The sequence below is a fragment of the Haloparvum alkalitolerans genome, assembly GCF_050122995.1.
GTDB classification, from domain to species: Archaea; Halobacteriota; Halobacteria; order Halobacteriales; family Haloferacaceae; genus Haloparvum; species Haloparvum alkalitolerans.
Map to the genome: position 1 here is coordinate 1 of NZ_JBNLIA010000012.1, position 17,959 is coordinate 17,959.

Annotated in this window: 18 protein-coding genes; 8 read left to right on the forward strand and 10 right to left on the reverse strand. The window is 70.1% G+C overall.

Annotated features, from left to right (window positions below; genetic code table 11):
- Window positions 1–603: 603 nt before the first annotated feature.
- The gene (locus ACQE3L_RS11280) at window positions 604–1,341 is read left to right on the forward strand and encodes a sugar phosphate isomerase/epimerase family protein (RefSeq protein WP_426963898.1); all 738 of its coding nucleotides are present in this window, start codon (window positions 604–606) and stop codon (window positions 1,339–1,341) included.
- Between the two features lie 39 nt (window positions 1,342–1,380).
- Here ACQE3L_RS11280 and ACQE3L_RS11285 read toward each other — a convergent pair whose 3' ends face one another.
- Window positions 1,381–2,406: an NAD-dependent epimerase/dehydratase family protein gene (locus ACQE3L_RS11285; RefSeq protein ID WP_426963899.1), complete on the reverse strand. Its 1,026-nt coding sequence runs from the start codon at window positions 2,404–2,406 to the stop codon at window positions 1,381–1,383.
- An 818-nt stretch (window positions 2,407–3,224) separates the two neighbouring features.
- Here ACQE3L_RS11285 and glmU point away from each other — a divergent pair.
- The gene (gene glmU, locus ACQE3L_RS11290) at window positions 3,225–4,412 is read left to right on the forward strand and encodes a bifunctional sugar-1-phosphate nucleotidylyltransferase/acetyltransferase (protein WP_426963900.1); all 1,188 of its coding nucleotides are present in this window, start codon (window positions 3,225–3,227) and stop codon (window positions 4,410–4,412) included.
- A gap of 99 nt (window positions 4,413–4,511) precedes the next feature.
- Here glmU and ACQE3L_RS11295 read toward each other — a convergent pair whose 3' ends face one another.
- The gene (locus tag ACQE3L_RS11295) at window positions 4,512–5,684 is read right to left on the reverse strand and encodes an MFS transporter (RefSeq protein WP_426963901.1); all 1,173 of its coding nucleotides are present in this window, start codon (window positions 5,682–5,684) and stop codon (window positions 4,512–4,514) included.
- Window positions 5,685–5,897: 213 nt separating this feature from the next.
- On the opposite strand from ACQE3L_RS11295, the gene ACQE3L_RS11300 reads away from it, so the two are divergent.
- Entirely contained in the window at window positions 5,898–6,095 is a 198-nt protein-coding gene (locus ACQE3L_RS11300; protein ID WP_058366531.1) for a hypothetical protein, read from the forward strand.
- A 26-nt stretch (window positions 6,096–6,121) separates the two neighbouring features.
- On the opposite strand, the gene ACQE3L_RS11305 is transcribed toward ACQE3L_RS11300, so the two are convergent.
- From ACQE3L_RS11305 to ACQE3L_RS11320, 4 genes are all read right to left on the reverse strand, one after another.
- Window positions 6,122–6,532 carry a RidA family protein gene (locus tag ACQE3L_RS11305; RefSeq protein ID WP_426963903.1) on the reverse strand — a complete coding sequence of 137 codons (411 nt, stop codon included), beginning with the start codon at window positions 6,530–6,532 and terminating at the stop codon, window positions 6,122–6,124.
- Window positions 6,533–6,632: 100 nt separating this feature from the next.
- Entirely contained in the window at window positions 6,633–8,684 is a 2,052-nt protein-coding gene (locus ACQE3L_RS11310) for a TRAP transporter permease (protein ID WP_426963904.1), read from the reverse strand.
- A 93-nt stretch (window positions 8,685–8,777) separates the two neighbouring features.
- The gene (locus ACQE3L_RS11315) at window positions 8,778–9,947 is read right to left on the reverse strand and encodes a TAXI family TRAP transporter solute-binding subunit (RefSeq protein ID WP_426963905.1); all 1,170 of its coding nucleotides are present in this window, start codon (window positions 9,945–9,947) and stop codon (window positions 8,778–8,780) included.
- A gap of 193 nt (window positions 9,948–10,140) precedes the next feature.
- Window positions 10,141–10,920: an HpcH/HpaI aldolase family protein gene (locus ACQE3L_RS11320; protein ID WP_426963906.1), complete on the reverse strand. Its 780-nt coding sequence runs from the start codon at window positions 10,918–10,920 to the stop codon at window positions 10,141–10,143.
- A gap of 76 nt (window positions 10,921–10,996) precedes the next feature.
- Between ACQE3L_RS11320 and ACQE3L_RS11325 the strand changes: the two genes are divergently transcribed.
- Window positions 10,997–11,584, forward strand: coding sequence for a carboxymuconolactone decarboxylase family protein (locus ACQE3L_RS11325; protein ID WP_426963907.1), 588 nt, complete (start codon window positions 10,997–10,999; stop codon window positions 11,582–11,584).
- Between the two features lie 27 nt (window positions 11,585–11,611).
- Here the strand turns inward: ACQE3L_RS11325 and ACQE3L_RS11330 are convergent, their stop codons facing one another.
- From ACQE3L_RS11330 to ACQE3L_RS11340, 3 genes are all read right to left on the reverse strand, one after another.
- Complete coding sequence (locus tag ACQE3L_RS11330; RefSeq protein ID WP_426963908.1) at window positions 11,612–11,953, reverse strand: cupin domain-containing protein; 342 nt, start codon at window positions 11,951–11,953, stop codon at window positions 11,612–11,614.
- Window positions 11,954–12,085: 132 nt separating this feature from the next.
- Window positions 12,086–12,634: a thiamine pyrophosphate-dependent enzyme gene (locus ACQE3L_RS11335; RefSeq protein WP_426963909.1), complete on the reverse strand. Its 549-nt coding sequence runs from the start codon at window positions 12,632–12,634 to the stop codon at window positions 12,086–12,088.
- Window positions 12,634–13,143 (reverse strand): thiamine pyrophosphate-binding protein, encoded by a 510-nt coding sequence (locus ACQE3L_RS11340; RefSeq protein WP_426963910.1) that lies wholly within the window; start codon window positions 13,141–13,143, stop codon window positions 12,634–12,636. Before ACQE3L_RS11340 ends, ACQE3L_RS11335 begins: the two co-directional genes overlap by 1 nt.
- A gap of 151 nt (window positions 13,144–13,294) precedes the next feature.
- On the opposite strand from ACQE3L_RS11340, the gene ACQE3L_RS11345 reads away from it, so the two are divergent.
- The 4 genes from ACQE3L_RS11345 to ACQE3L_RS11360 all read left to right on the forward strand — a co-directional run bounded on the left by ACQE3L_RS11345 (window position 13,295) and on the right by ACQE3L_RS11360 (window position 17,166).
- Window positions 13,295–14,389, forward strand: coding sequence for an Ldh family oxidoreductase (locus ACQE3L_RS11345; protein WP_426963911.1), 1,095 nt, complete (start codon window positions 13,295–13,297; stop codon window positions 14,387–14,389).
- 78 nt (window positions 14,390–14,467) lie between these two features.
- Window positions 14,468–15,661 carry an iron-containing alcohol dehydrogenase family protein gene (locus ACQE3L_RS11350; protein ID WP_426963912.1) on the forward strand — a complete coding sequence of 398 codons (1,194 nt, stop codon included), beginning with the start codon at window positions 14,468–14,470 and terminating at the stop codon, window positions 15,659–15,661.
- Window positions 15,662–15,728: 67 nt separating this feature from the next.
- Window positions 15,729–16,682 (forward strand): D-2-hydroxyacid dehydrogenase, encoded by a 954-nt coding sequence (locus ACQE3L_RS11355; protein ID WP_426963913.1) that lies wholly within the window; start codon window positions 15,729–15,731, stop codon window positions 16,680–16,682.
- A 58-nt stretch (window positions 16,683–16,740) separates the two neighbouring features.
- Window positions 16,741–17,166, forward strand: coding sequence for a universal stress protein (locus ACQE3L_RS11360; RefSeq protein WP_426963914.1), 426 nt, complete (start codon window positions 16,741–16,743; stop codon window positions 17,164–17,166).
- Window positions 17,167–17,203: 37 nt separating this feature from the next.
- Here the strand turns inward: ACQE3L_RS11360 and ACQE3L_RS11365 are convergent, their stop codons facing one another.
- Window positions 17,204–17,932 (reverse strand): fumarylacetoacetate hydrolase family protein, encoded by a 729-nt coding sequence (locus ACQE3L_RS11365; protein ID WP_426963915.1) that lies wholly within the window; start codon window positions 17,930–17,932, stop codon window positions 17,204–17,206.
- Between the last annotated feature and the right edge of the window lie 27 nt (window positions 17,933–17,959).

Sequence of the window (17,959 nt, forward strand, 5' to 3'; positions counted from 1 at the left end):
CGATACTGAGTGTTACAGACCGATTCAGAAGTTTTGTTTTTCTGAAACTCGCGGCGGTGCTGTGCGGTCGCGGAGCGGTGCGGTTGCGGTGCTGTGTTGTCGGCGCGCGCCGCGGCGACCCTGCGTCGCCGCGACCGCGCGAGGGAGGCGGCGGCGCGGCCGCATTGCGGTGCGGTTTCGCGGCCGCGCCACCGCCGAGGCTGGGGAGGTGCGAGGCCTGCGGTGCGGTTGCGGGGCGGGGTGGGGCTGAAAGGGGCAGTCGGCTCGATCCCGCCCGGACGACGCAAGCACCGCAGCGGGCGGTGTCTCCAGCGCGCTACTGCACGCTGGAGGCTCGCGAGACGCGGGTTGTCTCGCCAAGCGGAGAGCGAGGAGCGCAGCGAGGCCCGGCGCGGTCGAGCCGGCTGGGGCTTTCTGGGTGTTACTGTCCCGATCAGCAGGACCCGCAACAGACACAGAAACATCATCTTCTGACAGAAAAATGGAACAACGCACGTAGTAGACCCAGTATCGGTGTTCACGCGGGAACGCACCGGTCGCGTCGGGCTGACCGGCCGATCCAGTGCGGAGGGATTTATTGCGGCTCCGTGCTGCCGTTCGCGTATGGCGCGCACTGCGGTCCAGCTCTACACCCTTCGCGACATCGACGAACCGCTCCCCGCACTGCTCGACCGCGTCGGAGGCACGTCCTTCGAGGGCGTGGAGTTCGCCCACCGCGTCGGCGAGGCCGACCCGGGAACGGTCGCCGACGCGCTGACCCGCAACGACCTCTCGCCGGCGGTGGCACACGTCGGGCTTGCGGCGCTGGAGGAGTCGTACGACGAGACGACCGCGCGATACCGGACGCTCGGCGTCGAGACGCTGGTCGTCCCGTGGCTCGACCCCGAACACTTCGAGAGCGGGGCCGCGGTCGCCGACGCCGCCGAGCGGCTGAACGCCGTCGCGTCCGACCTCGCCGCCGACGGCTTCGCGCTCGCCTACCACAACCACGACCAGGAGTTTGCCGATCTCGACGGCCGGCCCGCGCTGGAGGAACTCCTCGCGCGCACCGACGACCGCGTGGGGCTGGAACTCGACCTCGGGTGGGCCGCCGTCGGCGGCGTCGACCCCGCCGCGTACCTCGAGCGCCACGCCGACCGGATCACGCACGTCCACTTTTCGGACGCCGACGCCGCGTCGGGTACGCCGGTCGAACTCGGCGAGGGCGCCATCGACCTCGACGCGTGCGCCGCTGCCGCTCGCGAGGCCGGCGCCGAATGGTTCGTCTACGAGAACGACGATCCGAGCGACGCCGCAGCGTCGCTGACTCACGGCGCGGCGACGCTCGACCGCCTGCGGTAGCGGGCGGACGCTCGGTTCGGTCTCGTTCGCGTCTCCGCTTCAGTTCAACCAGTTCGCGACGACCTCGGCGGTCCCCTCGCGCCACGCTGCGACGAACGCGTCGTCGTTCTCGGCGTTCCACGGTTCGACGGCGCCGCGGGCGTCCATGTCCGCGACCGTCCGCCGGACGCCCTCCTCGAAGCCGACCTCGTAGCTGAAGCCCAGGTCGCGTTTCGCCTTCGCGTTGTCGAAGACGGTGCTGAACCGGAAGTGGTCGCGGAGCATGTCCGTCCGCTCGGGGAACGCCTCGCGGAGCACGTCGGTCGGGACGTGAACGAGGTCCGGGTCCGGCGCGTCGAGCGCGCGGGCCACCGTGCGGTGGTACTCGTTCCACGTCATGCACTCCTCGCTGGTGACGTGGTAGGCCTCGCCGTGCGCGTCGGGGTTGCCGACCGCGCCGACGAACGCGCCGGCCACGTCGTCGCGGTGACACGGCCCCCAGACCGAGGTGCCGTCGCCGTGGACGATGACTGGCTTCCCCTCGCGGATCCGGTCGACGTAGTAGCTCCCCGTACCGAGCGTGTGCAGGACCGGACCGCCCTCGCCGTAGGTGCTCCACGGTCGGACGATCGTGGTCGCGAAGGCGTCGCCGTGCGCGTCGAGGAAGACGTCCTCGGCGGCCGCCTTGTTCGCCCCGTACGCGCTCACGGGCTCGCCCTCGCGGTCCGACTCGCGGACGGCCTCCGCCTCGGTGACCGGCATGCGGTCGAGCGGACGATGGTAGGCGTCGACCGTCGAGCAGAACACGTACTGGTCGGCGACGCCGCCGAACGCCGCGACCGCGTCCCGGGCCGTCTCCGGGTCGAAACAGACCATGTCTATCACGCAGTCGGGGGACACCTCGCGCGCCGCCCGGTCGAGCACCGCGGGGTCGTTCCTGTCGCCGCGGCGGAACTCGACGCCGCTCGGGAGGTCCGCGCTCGTCTCGCCGCGAGTCAGACAGGTCACGTCGTGGCCGACCGCCGCGAGCCCGCGCGTGACGCCCGTGCTTATGAGTCCCGTGCCGCCGACGAGGAGTACGTCCATGCGCTCCGGTCGTGGTGGGGCGCCGTAAATGCGACGCTAGAGCCGTCGTACGTGCTGGCTCTGCTCGATCCGCGACCGAACTGTTCGAGCGGTTCGATGTTTCCACAATTTCAAGACACTTCACCAACTCCAGAAATTCTGCGTTTGTCGCGTATTTTCATCGCGGCTCCCTCTCCGGGTTCTCGCGACTCACGCAGTCTGCAAACTCGGGACTGTCCACGGTGTCTCCCGATCGTGGGATATTCACAATTTCTACAATTTGCATAAATTTGGAACGGTCTGGACTTCTCACCGTGTTTCCGATGCTCGAACGGGGTACACGATGTCCGTCGGGTGCGCCGTTTCCCGCTGTTCGTCGTGTTCCCGCGCCGGCGTTCACTACCGGTGATGAACTCGGCGTGGCACCCCGCGAGGTTCGCGACCGCTTTCGACGCGATCCCGCGTTCGTCTGGATGAACGATTTCCGAACATTTCAAAATTCAATATAACTGACTATATTTAAAATTCTAAAATTCGCCTTTACATTCGTTGATACTACTTTACCCTCGGCTACTACCGTGGAAATATCCTACTATTTATGACTTCTGTCTGGTTCTCCTACTGTAGACATTTCTAAGTTTGTGAAAATTCTACAATGTTTAAAAGGTCGAAAAAGTGTCAGATCTGTCCACTTCGCGAACCGTTCGCGAGGTGTACGCTTCGTGGACCGTGAGGCCGGTGGCGTAGCCGACCACGACCGCGGTTCGGTCCGTTCCGCTCGCCCGCCGGCGAGCGGTCGCCGTCGCAACCTCTTTGCCGGCGCGGACGGATGCCCGGATATGCAAACCGTCGTGCTCGCGGCCGGACAGGGAACGCGGATGCGTCCGCTCACGGACGCGCTCCCGAAGCCGATGCTCCCGGTCGCCGGCAAGCCCCTCGTCGCGCACACGGTCGAGACCGCCGTCGCGGCCGGTGCGAGCGAGATCGTGCTGGTCGTCGGCTACGAGGCGGCCGCGGTCCGTGACTACTTCGGGAGCCACGACCCGGGCGTTCCGGTGACCTTCGCCGAACAGACCGAACAGCGCGGGACCGCGGACGCGGTCCGTGCGGCGGCGCCACACCTCTCGGACGCCCCGTTCGCGGTGCTCAACGGCGACGCGCTCTACGACGAGGCGTCGCTCGCCGCGCTGTACGACGCGGGGCCGGCGGTCGGCTCGTTCCGGGTCGACGACCCCTCTTCGTACGGCGTACTGGAACTGGACGGTGAGGGGGCCGTCGAGGGCGTCGTCGAGAAGCCCGACGACCCGCCGTCGGACCTGATCAACGCCGGCGCGTACGTCTTTCCGGCGGTCGCGCGGGACTGGCTCGACGTCCCCGAGAGCGAACGCGGCGAGGCCGAGTTGACCGACGTGCTCCAGCGCTGCTGCGAGGCGGCGACCGTCGAGGCCGTCCCCTTCGAGCGGTGGCTCGACGTGGGTCGACCGTGGGAACTGCTGGCCGCCAGCGAGTGGAAGCTCGCGGCGCTCGAGGGCCGGATCGACGGTGCGGTGAGCGAGGACGCGCACCTCTCGGGGACCGTCGTCGTCGAGGCGGGCGCCACCGTGAAGCCCGGCGTCGTGATCGAGGGCCCCGCCTACGTCGACGCGGACGCGACCGTGGGACCGAACGCGTACGTCAGGGGGGCGACCTACGTCGGCGAGGGGGCAAAAGTGGGTCACGCCGTCGAGGTGAAAAACAGCGTGCTGATGAGCGGGGCGAGCCTCGGCCACCTCTCGTACCTCGGCGACAGCGTGCTCGGGCGCGAGACGAACTTCGGCGCGGGGACGAACGTCGCCAACCTCAGACACGACGGAGGGAACGTACGCCTGACGGTCAAGGGCGAGCGCGTCTCCACCGGGCGCCGGAAGTTCGGCGTCGTCACCGGCGACGGGGCCAAGACCGGGATCAACAGCGCGCTCAACGCCGGCGTCACCCTCTCCTCGGGGGCGAGGACGTCCCCGGGCGAGACGGTGACGCGGGACCGGTAGCCCGGTCGGAATCGTGCGCCCGGGGCGTCGGCCCGGGTACGTGCGCTCGGTGCCCCTGGGAGCAGCGGGAGACGCGCCCGTCGACTCCGGAGGCTCGCCTCAGTAGCCGAGCCGGAACAGCGTGTTCGCGCCGATGGCGACCGCCGTCACCGCGAACAGCGCCGCCATGACGCCGAACGACACCGACCACCCGAACAGGTCCGCGAGCAGGCCGACCGTCGCGGAGCCGGTCGATCCGAGCATCGTGTACACCGTTCGGACCAGGCCGAAGCCGGCCCCGCGCTCCGCCTCGGAGAGGTTGTCCATGAACCGCGGGTCGAGCGCGGAGAAGAAGCTCGAGCCGACCCCGGCCAGGACCACGGCGACCGTGACCGCGGCAGTCGGGGGACCGGCGACGAGGAGGGCGACGCCGGCCGCCCCGGCGACCATCGACACGCCGAGCGCGAGGTCCCGCCCGAACGCGTCCGAGAGCTCCCCGAGCGCGATCTGGCCGACAGCACGGACGACGAAGAACGCGGAGAACACCGCTCCCGCGAAGGCGGGCGTCACGTCCCGGAACTCCACGAGGAAGGTGGGCAGGAACGAGAGCAGCCCCTGCGCCACGAACGTCCCGCACGTGGCGATGAGCAGCGTGAACGCGATTGGGGGCCGCGAGACGACGCGCGCCAGCGGTCCGAGCTCCAGCCGGTCGCGCACGGGCTGGTCGGGCCGCCGTGGCTCGGTCGGCCGGACCCGCCGGGCGAACAGGACGAAGACCGGCAGCCCGACGAGCGCGGCGAGCGCGACCGCCGGCCGCCAGCCGTATCGCGTCCCGACCCACGCGGCGGTGACGGGTGCGAGCAGCCCCGCGAGTGGCGCCCCGAGCGAGTGGATCCCGACCGCGCGACCCATGTCCTCGAACGTCCGGGAGAGCAGCGTCGTCGCGACGCTGTAGTGGAGGCCGGCGACGGCGCCGAGCGCGACCGCACAGAGCACGAAGGCGGCGAACACCGGTACGACGGCCAGGAGGAGGCTCGTCGCGGCCGTTCCGCCGACGGCGACGAGGATCACCCGCCGCTCCCCGAACCGGTCGGCGAGGATCCCGCTCGGGAACTGGGCGAGCCCGTAGGCCATCCACATGCCGGTCAGGGCGAGACCGACGCTCGCGTTCGTGACCGCGAAGTCCGCGCGGATGAACGGGATGACCGGGCTGATCGCGAGCCGCGCGAAGAAGGTCACGAAGAACGCCAGCATGCACGCCGCGAGCACGGTGTGTCGGTAGTGCCAGCCCATTCGATAAGCGACCGGTTCGCGGCCGCGGTAAATGAGCCTGTGGGTCCCCGAGATCCGTGCACGGGACGACGCAGTCGCCCGAATTCGGACGCGGTTCGCGCGATTCGCTTTCGGTCGAGTCGGCCGCGTCTCGGGGGCGGTCCCGCCCGGCCCGGGGGGCGGTGTCCCTCGTCTTGGGAAACGTTCACGCCCGTTCGGGTACTACTGCCGGGCATGGATACGGATCACCTGCTGGCGGTCGTGCCGCACTACGTGGCGCTGTTCCTGCTGCTGGCCGGCAGCCTCGCGGTTATCAACGCCCTCGCCGGCCCGATCGGGTTCTGGGCCGAACTCGCCGTCGTCGTCGTGATCGCCTTCCTCTACCGGCCGCTCGTTCTCCGACTCGGCGTCGCGCCCGAGCCCTGGCGCTGAGAGGCGCTCACGCGCCCGCGCCGTCGTCAGTTCGGACCGTCCGACCTCCCCGCGGCCCGGTCCGGCTCGACCGCGACCGCCTCGATCTCCACGTCGGCGTCGACCGCGAGATCCGCCACCGCGACGGCGCTCCGGGCGGGCATCGGCGCGGCAAAGCGGCGACGGTACGCGTCGTTGAACGCGTCGAAGTCGGACAGGTCGGTCAGGAACACGGTCACTTTCACCACGTCCGCGAGCGTCAGCCCCGCGGCCGCGAGCACCGCCTCGAGGTTATCGAGCGTCCGCTCGGTCTGGACGCCGAGGTCGCCGTTCACGATGTCGCCGTCGGCCGTTCGCGGGACCTGCCCGGAGACGTATACGGTGTCGCCGGCCCGGACGGCCTGTGAGATCGGGGAGTCGCTCCGGGGCGCGTCGTCGGTATCGATCGCGGTACGCATGCGTGTCCCTTCGGCACGCGGGGGATAAAGGTGAGCGCCCGGTGCGCCGTGGTGCCGGTGCGCCGCCGGGCCGCTTAGCGGCGGACCGCCGCGCGGTTCCTCACCGCGCCGCGCCCGGGAGCTTCGCCTGCACCGATTCGGGGAGGTACTTCCCCTGCCAGGCGACGAGCCCGATGACGAGCACGCTCGCGATCAGGCGGAGCACGCCCGCGGCGGGCACGAGCGGCGCGAACAGCAGCACCGCAGCGAGCGCGAGCAGCGCCGCCCGCACGGGCAGCGGGACGGACCCTTCGAGGTGGTTGACCAGCGCCACGGCCATCGCCACGAACCCGACGAGCACGACGAGGAACGTGGTCGCCGTCGTCGGGAACTCCCAGAACAGGAGGCTGTCGTTGAGGACGAACACGTACGGGAGGACGAAAAGCGGCGCCGCGAGGATCAGCGAGCGGCGCGCGGTCTCCCAGAAGCTCCCCCCGCTGATCCGCGAGGTGACGAGACACGCGATGGCCACCGGCGGCGTGATCGCGGACAGGATCGCGAAGTAGAACACGAAGAAGTGCGCCGCCAGCAGCGGGATCCCCGCCTCGGCGAGCGCGGGCGCGATCAGCAGCACCGCGGTGATGTACGCCGCGACGGTGGGCATCCCCAGTCCGAACAGCAGCGCGGCGACCATCGTCAGCATGAGGAGGACGACGGTGACGCCGCCGGACAGCGACAGCAGGCTGTTCGCGAACACCTGCGTGAAGCCGGTCAGGTTCAGGACGCCGACGAAGATGTTCATCACGCCGATGGCGACGCCGATCGGGGCCGCGTTCTCGAGCCCGCGGCCGAAGCCGTCGAGCGTGTCGACCCCGAAGTCCTTCAGGTCGTAGTCGTCACGGAGGCCGACGCTCTGGATGAACGCCGCCGGGATCGAGGAGGCGACGGCCCAGAACCCGGCGTACAGCGGGTCCCAAGTGAGGATGATCATCGTGTACAGCAGCACTCCGACCGGGACCCACAGCGAGATCCCCTCGACGACGAGGTTCCGCACCGTGAGGTTATCGAAGGAGATGGAGTCGGTCGACCGGCCGAACAGCTGCGCGACCGCCTCCTCGCGCTGGAGGCTCACCGACTCGAGTTCGAGCTGGGTCGGGTCGACCTCCTCGATCCCCTCCTTCATCGTCGTCAGGTGAACCCCGACCGCGACGGAGAAGTAGAACAGGAGGGCCGGCAGCGCCCCGACCACGATGATGTAGAGGTAGCTGTTGCCCGTGATCTGCGCCATGACGAACGCGGCCGCGCCCATGATCGGCGGCATGATCTGTCCGCCGCTCGATGCGACCGACTCGAAGGCGCCGGCCGTGTCCTCGTCCAGCCCGTGCCGCTTCAGGAGGGGAATGGTGAACGCGCCGGTCGTCGCCGCGTTGGCGGCCGCGCTCCCGTTGATCGACCCCATGCCGAGGCTGGCGACGACGGTCATCTGCGCGAGCCCGGACCTGATACGCCGGCCGACGATCGTCCCCAACTGGAGGAAGTAGTCGAGCGCGCCGTACGCCTCCAGCATTCCGGCGAAGATCATGAAGATGATGATGTACGTCGCCGAGACGCCGGTGATGACGCCGTAGAGCCCGCTTCCGTATTCGATCGTCAGGCCCTGGATCAGCCGGTTGATGCTGACGCCGTTGTGGTTGAGGATGCCCGGGAAGTAGGGTCCCCAGTAGGCGTACGCGAGGCCGCCGACGCCGACCACGGAGAGGATGGGGCCGTAGACGCGCCGCGTCACGTCGAGAACGACGACCATCATCAGCAGGCCGGCGAGCATGTCGGTGGTGGTGTACACGCCGAGCTGTTCGTACACCATCCGCTCGTAGCCGAGCACGAGGTAGAGCGTCGCGCCGACGCCGACGAACCCTTCCAATAGGCCGATGTAGTTCCCGATGCGCTGTTTTGTCGTCTGCGGATCCACGTCGAAGGCGACGACCGCGGCCCCGAGGGTCATCGTCCCGACGTGGATCAGGCGGTGTTGGTTCTGCTCGACGAAGAACGTCCGTACGTAGCTGAGGTGATACCCGGCGATGAGCACCCCGAGCACGATCAACACGCCGTACTTGATCATCCGGCGGCGTGCGGCGGGGCTTTGTTCGGTCTGTGTGTCTGCTGTCTCAGTCATGTGTCGTGATGTGTGTCCGCTCGGGCCACGTCGGGGGAACGAACTACGTGAGGGGTTATCAAAGCGGGGGATCGAGCGTCGGTCGGAGCGGGGTTACTGGTTCGACTCGTACTCTTCGAGCGTCGTCAGCTCGTCGCTCCAGAGGCCCTCCTCCTTCATGAACTGCTCGGCCCCGGGGTGGACGGGGGCTTCGGGCGAGGCGAGCGTGAGCTGCTGGGTCAGCTCCGGCCCCGCACCCTCCAGGACGGCGCTCGCGCTCCGGACCTGGTCGATGTTGTCGTTGACCACCGAGACGAACTCGTACGCGAGCTCCTGGCTGATCTCCGCCGGGAACACCGTCTCGTACCCGACGCCGAGCGACGGGACCTGGTCGACCGAGATCTCCTGTTCCCACACGTCGGCGGGCGACTCGAGGTAGACGTAGGGCATCCCCGACTCGGCGATGTCGGACTCGTCGAACTCCCACTGGACGACGTCGATGTCCGTCGTCGCGTCGACCTCCTGCTCCCAGCCGACCGTCGTCACCTGGCTGACGGTGTACCCCATGCAGATGTCGAGGCGGCCGTCGCGGATCGCGGCGCTCTGGCTGCCCCAGTCCATCGAGCTGATGTTGTACTTCTCCTCGGGGTTCTCGATGCCCGACAGCTCGAACGCGTCGACGCCCGCGAAGTAGTTCGTCCCGCCGCGGTTGCCCCACGCCATGTCGATCGAGCCGTCCTGCGGGATGTCCGAGACGGTCTCGATGTCCGAGAGCTCCTCGACGTCCCGCTTGATGAGGAAGTACTCGATGGACATGAAGGGGAGCACCTGCGTCATCGTCTTCGAGAGCTGCTCGTTGTACGGCGGGTTGCCGGCGTTCCCCTGAACGACGCCCCACGAGGTACTCTGTGCGATGTCGAGTTCGCCGTCCGCGATGAGCGGCAGGTTGGCGGCCGTCCCGCCCGTCGTCTGCGCGCTCATGTCGATGAGGTCGGAGTTCTCCGAGATGACCTGCGACATCGCGACGCCGGACGCGTGCGTCGCGGAGTCCGGACCGGACGTGCCGATCGTCCAGCTGACGGAGTCGCTTCCGCCGTCGCCGCCGCCGCCGTTCTCTTCGGTGTCTCCGCCGCCACCGTTCTCCTCGGTGTCCTCACCGCCGCCGTCGCCGCCGTCGCCACCGCCCGTACAGCCCGCGATGCCGGCGATACCGAGCGCGCCGGTTGCCTTCAGGAACTTTCTCCGATCGCTGCCGTTACCGATAGCCGATCTCCAGTCTTCCATTGTGGTACTGCCTCACATAATTAGAGGGATCCATCACTATTTATTGGTTTCGTAATGATGTACAGTCGCAGGGAAGGAAAAATACATACGGGGACGGATTCCGCGTCGTCGGCTCACGGCCGAGTCGCGGTTATCGTTCCGCGGTCGAGTCGGGTCGAGTTTTCGCGGTCTAGTCGGCGCTCGGGATCGAGGATCAGCGGTCGATGGCGTCGAGCCGATCGGAGAGCACCTGTCGCGCGGCGCTCAGCTCTCCGCCCATGCGGACGATCCGGTAGCCGTCGTCGACCGCCTCCCGGATCGCGTCGGGGTCGTTGTGGATGCCCGCAAGCGCCACGTCCGACGCGGCGATGGCCGTCTCGGCCCGCTCCACGAGCGCCTCGACCTCGGGGTGATCCTTCTGCATCGGACGACCGACGGAGACGGAGAGGTCCGCCGGCCCAAGGAAGGCGAAGCCGAGCCCTGACACGTCGAGGATCTCGTCGAGGTTCTCGACGGCCGTTTCGTTCTCGATCATGACGCCGACGAACGTCTCCGCGTCCTCGCGGGCGGCGTGGTCCGCGAAGTCCGCGCCCCACGTCGAGCCGCGACCGACGCCGATCCCGCGGTCGGCCGGCTCGCCGTCGACCGCGAACCGCGCCGCCGCCACGGCCTCGCGGACCTCCGCGGGGGTCTCGACTCGCGGGATCAGGATCGTTCTGACGCCCGCGTCGAGCACCTTCCGCACGAGCGGCGGGTCGCCGGAGGGAAGCCGGACGAACAGTTCGATGTCCGCCGCCTCCGCGGCGCGCGTCAGGTCCTCGAAGACGGTGCTGTCGTAGGGGCTCGGCCCGGCGTGCTCGAAGTCGAGCCAGACGAAGTCGAGCCCGAGCGCGCCGAACGTCTCGACGGCCGCCGGCGAGAACGTCGCCGCGCTCGCGCCGAAGACCGGGTCGCCGCGCTCCACGCTCCGCCGTAAGGTGTTTGCTCGATCCACGCGTTCGCCTCGTCGCGTCCGCGTATCAACCTTCCGCCGTGCATAAGGCTAAGTGCGGCGGCGAGACTCTGTGGGTATGGCTCGCATACGCCTCGCGGAGCGCTCGGACCTGCCCGAGGAGCACCAGCACCTGATCGCCGCCTTCCGGGAACCGGAGGACCTCGCGCCCGAGTACAGACACCTGATGTCCGGCGCCGAGCGCAACGTGTACGCCGCCTTCGGCCGGAACCCGCCCGCCCTCGTCGCGTTCCGGGAGTTCGCCGGGTCGCTGTGGAACGACGCGGACCTGGACGCGCGAACGCGGGAGCTAGTGATCCTCCGGGTCGCCCGCGAACTGGACTCGCGGTACGTCTGGCACCAGCACGGCCGCATCGCGCTGAGCGCCGGGCTCCCGGCCGACGACGTCAGGGCCGTCGGCGCGAACGCGCTGGAGCGGTTCGACGAGGGCGAGGCCGCGCTGCTTTCGTACGTCCGCGCGTATCTCACCGGCGCGGTCGACGACGACCTCCACGACCGCGTGAGCGCGCACTACGACGACGGAACGATCGTCGCCGTCGGCATGCTCGCCGGCACGTACGCGACCATCGTCCGGTCGATGCAGGCGCTCGACGTGCCGATCGAGGAGGGGTTCATCGGGTGGGACCTCGCGAACGCGCCGGAGTAGCCGCGGTCGTGGGATCCGAGACGGTCCTCACTCCGGGATGTAGTCCTCGCGGACGGGATGGAAGATGTCGAGCACCTCGAGCGGCTCGTCCCCGTCCGCGCGCATCGCGTGCTTCTCGCCGGAGTCGAGCAGGTAGCAGGTACCGGGCGTCAACTCGTACTCCTCGCCGTCGACGATCTGAGTGCCGGTCCCGCTGACGACGTAACCGATCTGCTCGTGAGGGTGGTTGTGGTACGGCGACTCGGCGCCGGGCTCGATGACGTTGTGGGTCAGCATCTGGTTGTAGCTGTACAGCAGGACGTGCTGCTCGAAGCCGTCGTGGTCCGCGGCGTTGTCCGGGACCTCCGTGTACGCGAGGTGTTCTACCATGACGACCGGTAGGACGCGGACCGACAAAAAGGCGTAGCCGGTCGCGGCGGTTTCCGCCGGGAACGGCGCGAGCCGCGCGCGGGCGTCGGCTCGCAGACGACTCGCGGTCAGCCGACTTCGCGATCCCGCGAGCTACTCCGTCAGCGAGTCGCGGACGCGCCGCGGGATGTGCGGGAAGTCGAACGTCGGACGCGCCTCGGGGTCGGTCGGTTCGACGGTGCACTCGATCAGCGAGGGGCCGTCGCGGTCGACGGCGTCGGCGTAGGCCGCAGCGAACTCGTCGTCCGAGTCGACCCGCTCCGCGGGGAGCCCCTGCGCCTCCGCGGCGGCCGCGAAGTCGATGGAGGGGGTCGGCTGGCCGCCGGTCGTCCCGTAGATGCCGTTGTCGAAGCAGACCACGGTGAGGTTCGACTGGTCGGCGGTCGCGACCGTCGAGCAGACGCCGAGCGACATCGTCAGCGACCCGTCGCCCGCCAGCACCGTCACCTGCTCGTCGGTGCCGTGGGCGACGCCGACGCCGGTCGCCGTCGTCGACCCCATGCTCCCCCAGAGGTAGAAGTTGCGCTCGCGGTCGCCGACCTCCGCGAGGACGTAGGAGGCGACGCCGAGGTTCGAGACGACGACCGCGTCCGGCGTCTCCTCGATGACCGCGGCCGTGCAGGCGAACTGGTCGGCCGCCATCACTGCGCCTCCTGTCCGTAGCCGGTGACGGTCGCATCGAGGAACACCACGTACGGCGTCCGCGTCGAGAAGGCGGAGTCGGCCGCCATCCGCACCGTCTTCCGGAGCGTCCCCGGCTCCTCGACCACGGTGTGTCTGACCCCCATCTCGTCCATCATTCCCGGCAGGCCGTAGCCCGCGGGCACCTGCGCGACGTTGAACTCGCCGAGGTCGCCCCGGCGGGTCACCAGCGCGAGGAACGGCAGCCGCGCCGGCGCCGACAGCGAGCCGATGGCGTTGATCGCGTTCGCGAGGCCGCTCGACTGACACATCACGGCCGCGCGCTCGCCGGTCACCCACGCGCCGGAGGCCGCCGCGATCGCGCTCTCCTCGCGCTCGACGCGCAGCGTGTCCACGTCCGACTCCTGTAGCCCCTCCAGGACCGCGCCCATCGCGCCGTCCGGGAGCTGCGTCACGAGGTCGATCTCGGCGTCGAGCAGTCCGTCCACTATCTCCGCTTCCCAACTCATACCCGTCAGTCGGATCGGAGCGGCTTGACTGTTGGGGCTCCGGCCGTTCCCCCCTCCTCGTGCGGCAGCGTGCGCGGCCCGCGCTCCCGGCTCGCACGCTCCACCGCCCCCGCGCCGAAAACGCTTCATTCCCCGCCGCGTATGCGGAGGTATGCCACGGATAGCCCCCGCCCGGCTAGAGGCGGGAGCGACGGTGCTCCTCGAAGCGCTCGGAACGCCCGACCCAGCGGCCGCGAAGGTGGCCGCCTCGCTCGTCGACGCGGACCTCTGCGGGCACGCCTCACACGGCGTCGTCCGCCTCGCGACGATGTACGCGCCGATGGTCGACGAGGGGACCCTCGACCCGGCGGCGAGCCCGACCGTCGACGACGCGGACCCGGGAGCGCTCCGCGTCGACGGTAACCGAGGGTTCGGCCAGCTGACGGGGCGGGCGGCCGTCGACGCGGCGGTCGAGGTCGCCGCGGAGCGCGGCGTCGCGGCCGTCGGGGTCAAAAACGGCGCCCACATGGGCCGGATCGGCGAGTGGGCCGAGCGCGCGGCCGCCGAGGGGTTCGCTCTCCTCGCGTTCGTCAACACCGGACTGGCGGGGCGAACGGTGACGGTTCCGGGCAGCGCCGAGCGCCTGTTCTCGACGAACCCCATCGCCGTCGGCATCCCGACGTTCGGCGCGACCCCGCACCCGGTCGTGCTGGACATCGCCACGAGCCAGGTCGCTCACGGCAAGGTGACCAAGCGGAGCGTCGAGGGCGACCCGCTCCCGCCCGCGTGGACGGTGACCGCGGAGGGCGGTCACGTCGCCGACGCGGACGCGTTCGAGGACGGCGCCGGCGCGCTGCTCCCGCTTGGCGGTCGCTCCGCGGGCCACAAGGGGTTCGGGCTCTCGGTCGTCGCGGAGCTGCTCGCGGGCGTCGTGGGCGGCGGCGAGGTGTTCGGCGAGGGCACGCCGGGGTCGGTGAACAACGCGGCGGCGTTCGTCCTGATCGATCCGGCGCGGTTCACCTCCCGCGAGCGCGTCCGCGAGGCCGTGACCACCCTTGACGACTACCTCGCGGACGCGACGCTCTCTGCGGCGATCGAGCGTCCGGACGCGATGGACGGGGACCGACCGCTACTCCCCGGCGCGCCGGAGCACCGGACGCGATCGGACCGCGAGCGGGAGGGGGTCCCGGTCGGCGACCGCACGCTCGACGCCCTCGCGGCTCTCGCGGCGGACCTCGGCGTGGCCGACGAGTTCCGGCTCGGCTGAGGGCCGCCTCACGGCCACCGGCAGCGCGACGCCTGTGCCCAACCGCACAGTTAAGACCGCTTCGGCCGACGTACGACCGTGTTCCAGCCAGCAGACACCTTCGAGTTCGAGTACCTCGGGAGCGACGTGATATACGGCCGCGGCCGCGTCGCGGAGCTCGGCGACCGGCTCGGTGCCGCCGGGATCGACCGCGCACTCGTGGTCTGTGGGTCGAACGTCGGCGCCAACGAGGCCGTGATGGGGCCGGTGCGCGAGGGGCTCGGCGACCGGCTCGCCGGGGTCTTCGACGAGACGAGTTCGGCCAAGTCCATCGAGACGGCCGCCGACGCCGTCGAGGCGCTCCACGCGGCCGACGCGGACGCCATCGTCGGCGTCGGCGGGGGCAGCAGCCTCAACGTCGCCAGGCAGATGAGCGCGCTCGCGGCGGACGGGCGGTCGGCGGACGAACTGCGCGCGGCGGCCGAGGCCGACGGGACCGTCGCCACCCCTGACCCCGACGGACCGCTCACGCCCGTCGCGGTCGTCCCGACGACGCTGACCGGCGCCGATCTGTCGGCCGGCGGGAGCCTCGTCGTCCTCCCGCGGGAGGCGTCGCCGACGGGCCAGCCGGTCGTCGCCAGTTGGAGCGTCCCGCCGACGCTCGTCGTCGAGGACCCCGCGCTGTTCGAGACGACGCCGCACGGTCCGCTCGCGGGCTCGGCGATGAACGGCTTCAACAAGGGGCTCGAGACGGTCTACGCGGCGGGCGGCTCGCCCGTCACGGACGCGACCGCCACGCACGGCCTCCGCCACCTCGTCGCCGGCCTCCCGGGCCTCGACGGGGAGGGCCCGACCGCGGTCGACCGCGCCGTCGTCGGCATGATCCTGGTGCAGTACGAGAGCCGGATCAACGTGATCCACGCGTTCGGGCAGGCCCTCTCGCGCCGCTATCCGGTCCAGCAGGGCGTCGCACACGCCGTGATGGCCCCGCACGTCCTCCGGTTCGTTCTCGACAACGTCGACGGGCGCCGGCGGCTCCTCGCCGAGGGCCTCGACGTGGAGGCGGAGGGCCGAACGGACGAGGAGGTGGCGGACGCGGTCGTCGCGGCGGTCCGGGAGGTCCGGGACTCGCTCGGTGTGCCGACCCGCCTCCGCGACCTCGGGGGTGTCTCCCACGACGACCTCCGACCGATCGCGGAGTACGTCGCCGACCACGGCGTGCTGGCGGCCGCGCCGCCCGGACTGACGGTGACGGTCGAGGACGCGGAGGCGGTTCTGGAGCGGGCGTGGTAGGACGGCACCGTCGGAGCGAAGGCCTTCCACCCGTGAACATTAGTAATCCGGCGTCGACGGGGACTGCATGGCAGACATCGTCGTTCTGAACCACAGCGTCCACGGGGTCCCGGCCGCGGAGTGTGCCGACGCCCTCCGCGAGCGAGTCGACGACAGGAGCGTCGCGCTGGCGGAATCGGCCGCGGCGGAGCGCGAACTGGTGCCCGAGGCGGAGGTGATCGTCGGGAGCGACCTCGACGCGGACCTGCTCGCGCTCGCCGACGACCTGCGCCTGTTCGCGTGTACCTCCGCCGGCACCGACCGGCTCGACATGGACGCCTTCCGCGAGCGCGGCGTCGCCGTGACCAGCGCCTCGGGCGTCCACGGTCCGAACATCGCCGAGCACGTCATCGGCTGGATCCTGCTGATCACCCGGCGGCTCGACGAGGGGCTCCGCCGGCAGGAGCGCGCCGAGTGGCGCCACTTTCAGGCGTTCGGCGAGCTCCAGGGCTCGCGGGTCTGCGTCGTCGGCCTCGGCGCCATCGGGACCGCCGTCGTGGAGCGCTTGGAGGGGTTCGGCGTCGAGACGGTCGGCGTGCGGTACACGCCCGAGAAGGGCGGCCCGACCGACGAGGTGTACGGGTTCGACGAGCTACTGGAGGCGTTCGTCGGCGTCGACTACGTCGTCGTCGCCTGCCCGCTGACGGAGACGACGCGGGGACTGATCGGCGGCGACGAGCTCGCTGCGGTTCCGGTCGACGCCGTCCTCGTCAACATCGCGCGCGGGCCGGTCGTGGACACCGACGCGCTCGTGACGGCGCTCCGGAAGAACGACCTCCACGCCGCGGCGCTCGACGTGACCGACCCCGAACCGCTGCCCGCGGACCACCCCCTCTGGTCGCTCGGGAACGCCTACGTCACCTCCCACGTCTCGGGCTACACGCCGCGCTACCTGGAGCGCGTCGCGGACATCCTCGCCCGGAACCTCGACCGCGTGGACGAGACGGGGTCGTACGCGGACCTGGAGAACAGGGTCGACTGACCGGTGTTCGGCCCCGCCCGGAGGTGCATTTATGGGGTCGCGCCGCGAGCGGTCACTCATGTATCGCGTACTGGTGGCTGTCGACTCGAACGAAGAGCGTGCGGAAGCCGTCGCGCGGGCGGTCGCGGACCTCCCCGGGGACCCGGGGTCGGTCGAGGCCGTCCTGTTGAACGTGTTCGAGGACTTCCAGGGGACCGACGAGGGACGTCAGATCAGCACCGACGACATCTACGACCCCGAGGAGTTCCCGGAGAGCGTCGACGCGGCGACCGAGATCCTCGCCGGCGCCGGACGCGACCCCGAGCGCCGGCGCGAGCACGGCGACCCCGCGGAGCGGATCACCGAGGCGGCCGACGAGGTCGACGCCGACCTGATCGCCCTCTCGGGACGCAAGCGGTCCCCGGCCGGAAAAGTGCTGTTCGGGAGCGTCACGCAGTCGGTGCTTCTGTCCGCGGAGCGGCCGGTACTGGTCGCGATGGGGTAGCGAGGTCCGAACCGGGGCCTCGCGGCCCCATCCGGCGTCACTCCGCGACGTAGTGCTCCAGCGTGCCGACGCCCTCGACCTCGATCTCGACGCGGTCGCCGTCACCGAGCGGGCCGACGCCCTCGGGCGTCCCCGTCGCGATCACGTCGCCGGGTTCCAGGGTGAGGTACTCCGTGATCTCCTCGATCAGCTCGGGGATCTCGAAGATCATGTGCTCGATGGTCGACTCCTGGCGCGTCTCGCCGTTGACGCGCGCGCTGACGGTCGCGTCCGCGGGGAGTTCGTCGGGCGAGGCCAGCACTGGGCCGAGCGGGGCGGCGTTGTCGAACGCCTTCCCGCGCACCCAGTTCTTCTCCTTGCGCTGGTCGTCGCGGTTCGAGACGTCGTTCATGCAGGTGTAACCCGCGATCACGTCCTCGGCGTCCGCGGCGTCGACGTTCCGGGCCTGCTCGCCGATGACGACGCAGAGCTCGGCCTCGTGTTCGACCTTCTCCTTGCCCTCGGGCAGCGTGACAGTGTCGCCGTGTGCCGACAGCGCGTTCGGCGGCTTGAGGAACAGGAGAGGACGGTCCGGCACGTCGTTGCCGAGCTCCTCGGCGTGTTTCGCGTAGTTGCGGCCGATGCAGACGATCTTCGTCGGCTCACACGGCGGGAGCACCTCGACGTCGTCGACGGCGTACGTCCGCCCCGCGGCGGTGATCGTGCCGTAGTCGTACTCGCCGGTGCGCGTCGTGCCCGCCTCGTCCCGGAAGCGTATCTGTTTCACGTTCGCGTATTGGCGGATCGGCACATA

Excerpts from the sequence above, each read along its gene's own strand:
- ACQE3L_RS11280 (WP_426963898.1), top strand. The coding sequence starts at position 604 with ATGGCGCGCACTGCGGTCCAGCTCTACACCCTTCGCGACATCGACGAA.
- ACQE3L_RS11285 (WP_426963899.1), bottom strand. The coding sequence starts at position 2,406 with ATGGACGTACTCCTCGTCGGCGGCACGGGACTCATAAGCACGGGCGTC.
- glmU (WP_426963900.1), top strand. The coding sequence starts at position 3,225 with ATGCAAACCGTCGTGCTCGCGGCCGGACAGGGAACGCGGATGCGTCCG.
- ACQE3L_RS11295 (WP_426963901.1), bottom strand. The coding sequence starts at position 5,684 with ATGGGCTGGCACTACCGACACACCGTGCTCGCGGCGTGCATGCTGGCG.
- ACQE3L_RS11300 (WP_058366531.1), top strand. The coding sequence starts at position 5,898 with ATGGATACGGATCACCTGCTGGCGGTCGTGCCGCACTACGTGGCGCTG.
- ACQE3L_RS11305 (WP_426963903.1), bottom strand. The coding sequence starts at position 6,532 with ATGCGTACCGCGATCGATACCGACGACGCGCCCCGGAGCGACTCCCCG.
- ACQE3L_RS11310 (WP_426963904.1), bottom strand. The coding sequence starts at position 8,684 with ATGACTGAGACAGCAGACACACAGACCGAACAAAGCCCCGCCGCACGC.
- ACQE3L_RS11315 (WP_426963905.1), bottom strand. The coding sequence starts at position 9,947 with ATGGAAGACTGGAGATCGGCTATCGGTAACGGCAGCGATCGGAGAAAG.
- ACQE3L_RS11325 (WP_426963907.1), top strand. The coding sequence starts at position 10,997 with ATGGCTCGCATACGCCTCGCGGAGCGCTCGGACCTGCCCGAGGAGCAC.
- ACQE3L_RS11330 (WP_426963908.1), bottom strand. The coding sequence starts at position 11,953 with ATGGTAGAACACCTCGCGTACACGGAGGTCCCGGACAACGCCGCGGAC.
- ACQE3L_RS11335 (WP_426963909.1), bottom strand. The coding sequence starts at position 12,634 with ATGGCGGCCGACCAGTTCGCCTGCACGGCCGCGGTCATCGAGGAGACG.
- ACQE3L_RS11340 (WP_426963910.1), bottom strand. The coding sequence starts at position 13,143 with ATGAGTTGGGAAGCGGAGATAGTGGACGGACTGCTCGACGCCGAGATC.
- ACQE3L_RS11345 (WP_426963911.1), top strand. The coding sequence starts at position 13,295 with ATGCCACGGATAGCCCCCGCCCGGCTAGAGGCGGGAGCGACGGTGCTC.
- ACQE3L_RS11355 (WP_426963913.1), top strand. The coding sequence starts at position 15,729 with ATGGCAGACATCGTCGTTCTGAACCACAGCGTCCACGGGGTCCCGGCC.
- ACQE3L_RS11360 (WP_426963914.1), top strand. The coding sequence starts at position 16,741 with ATGTATCGCGTACTGGTGGCTGTCGACTCGAACGAAGAGCGTGCGGAA.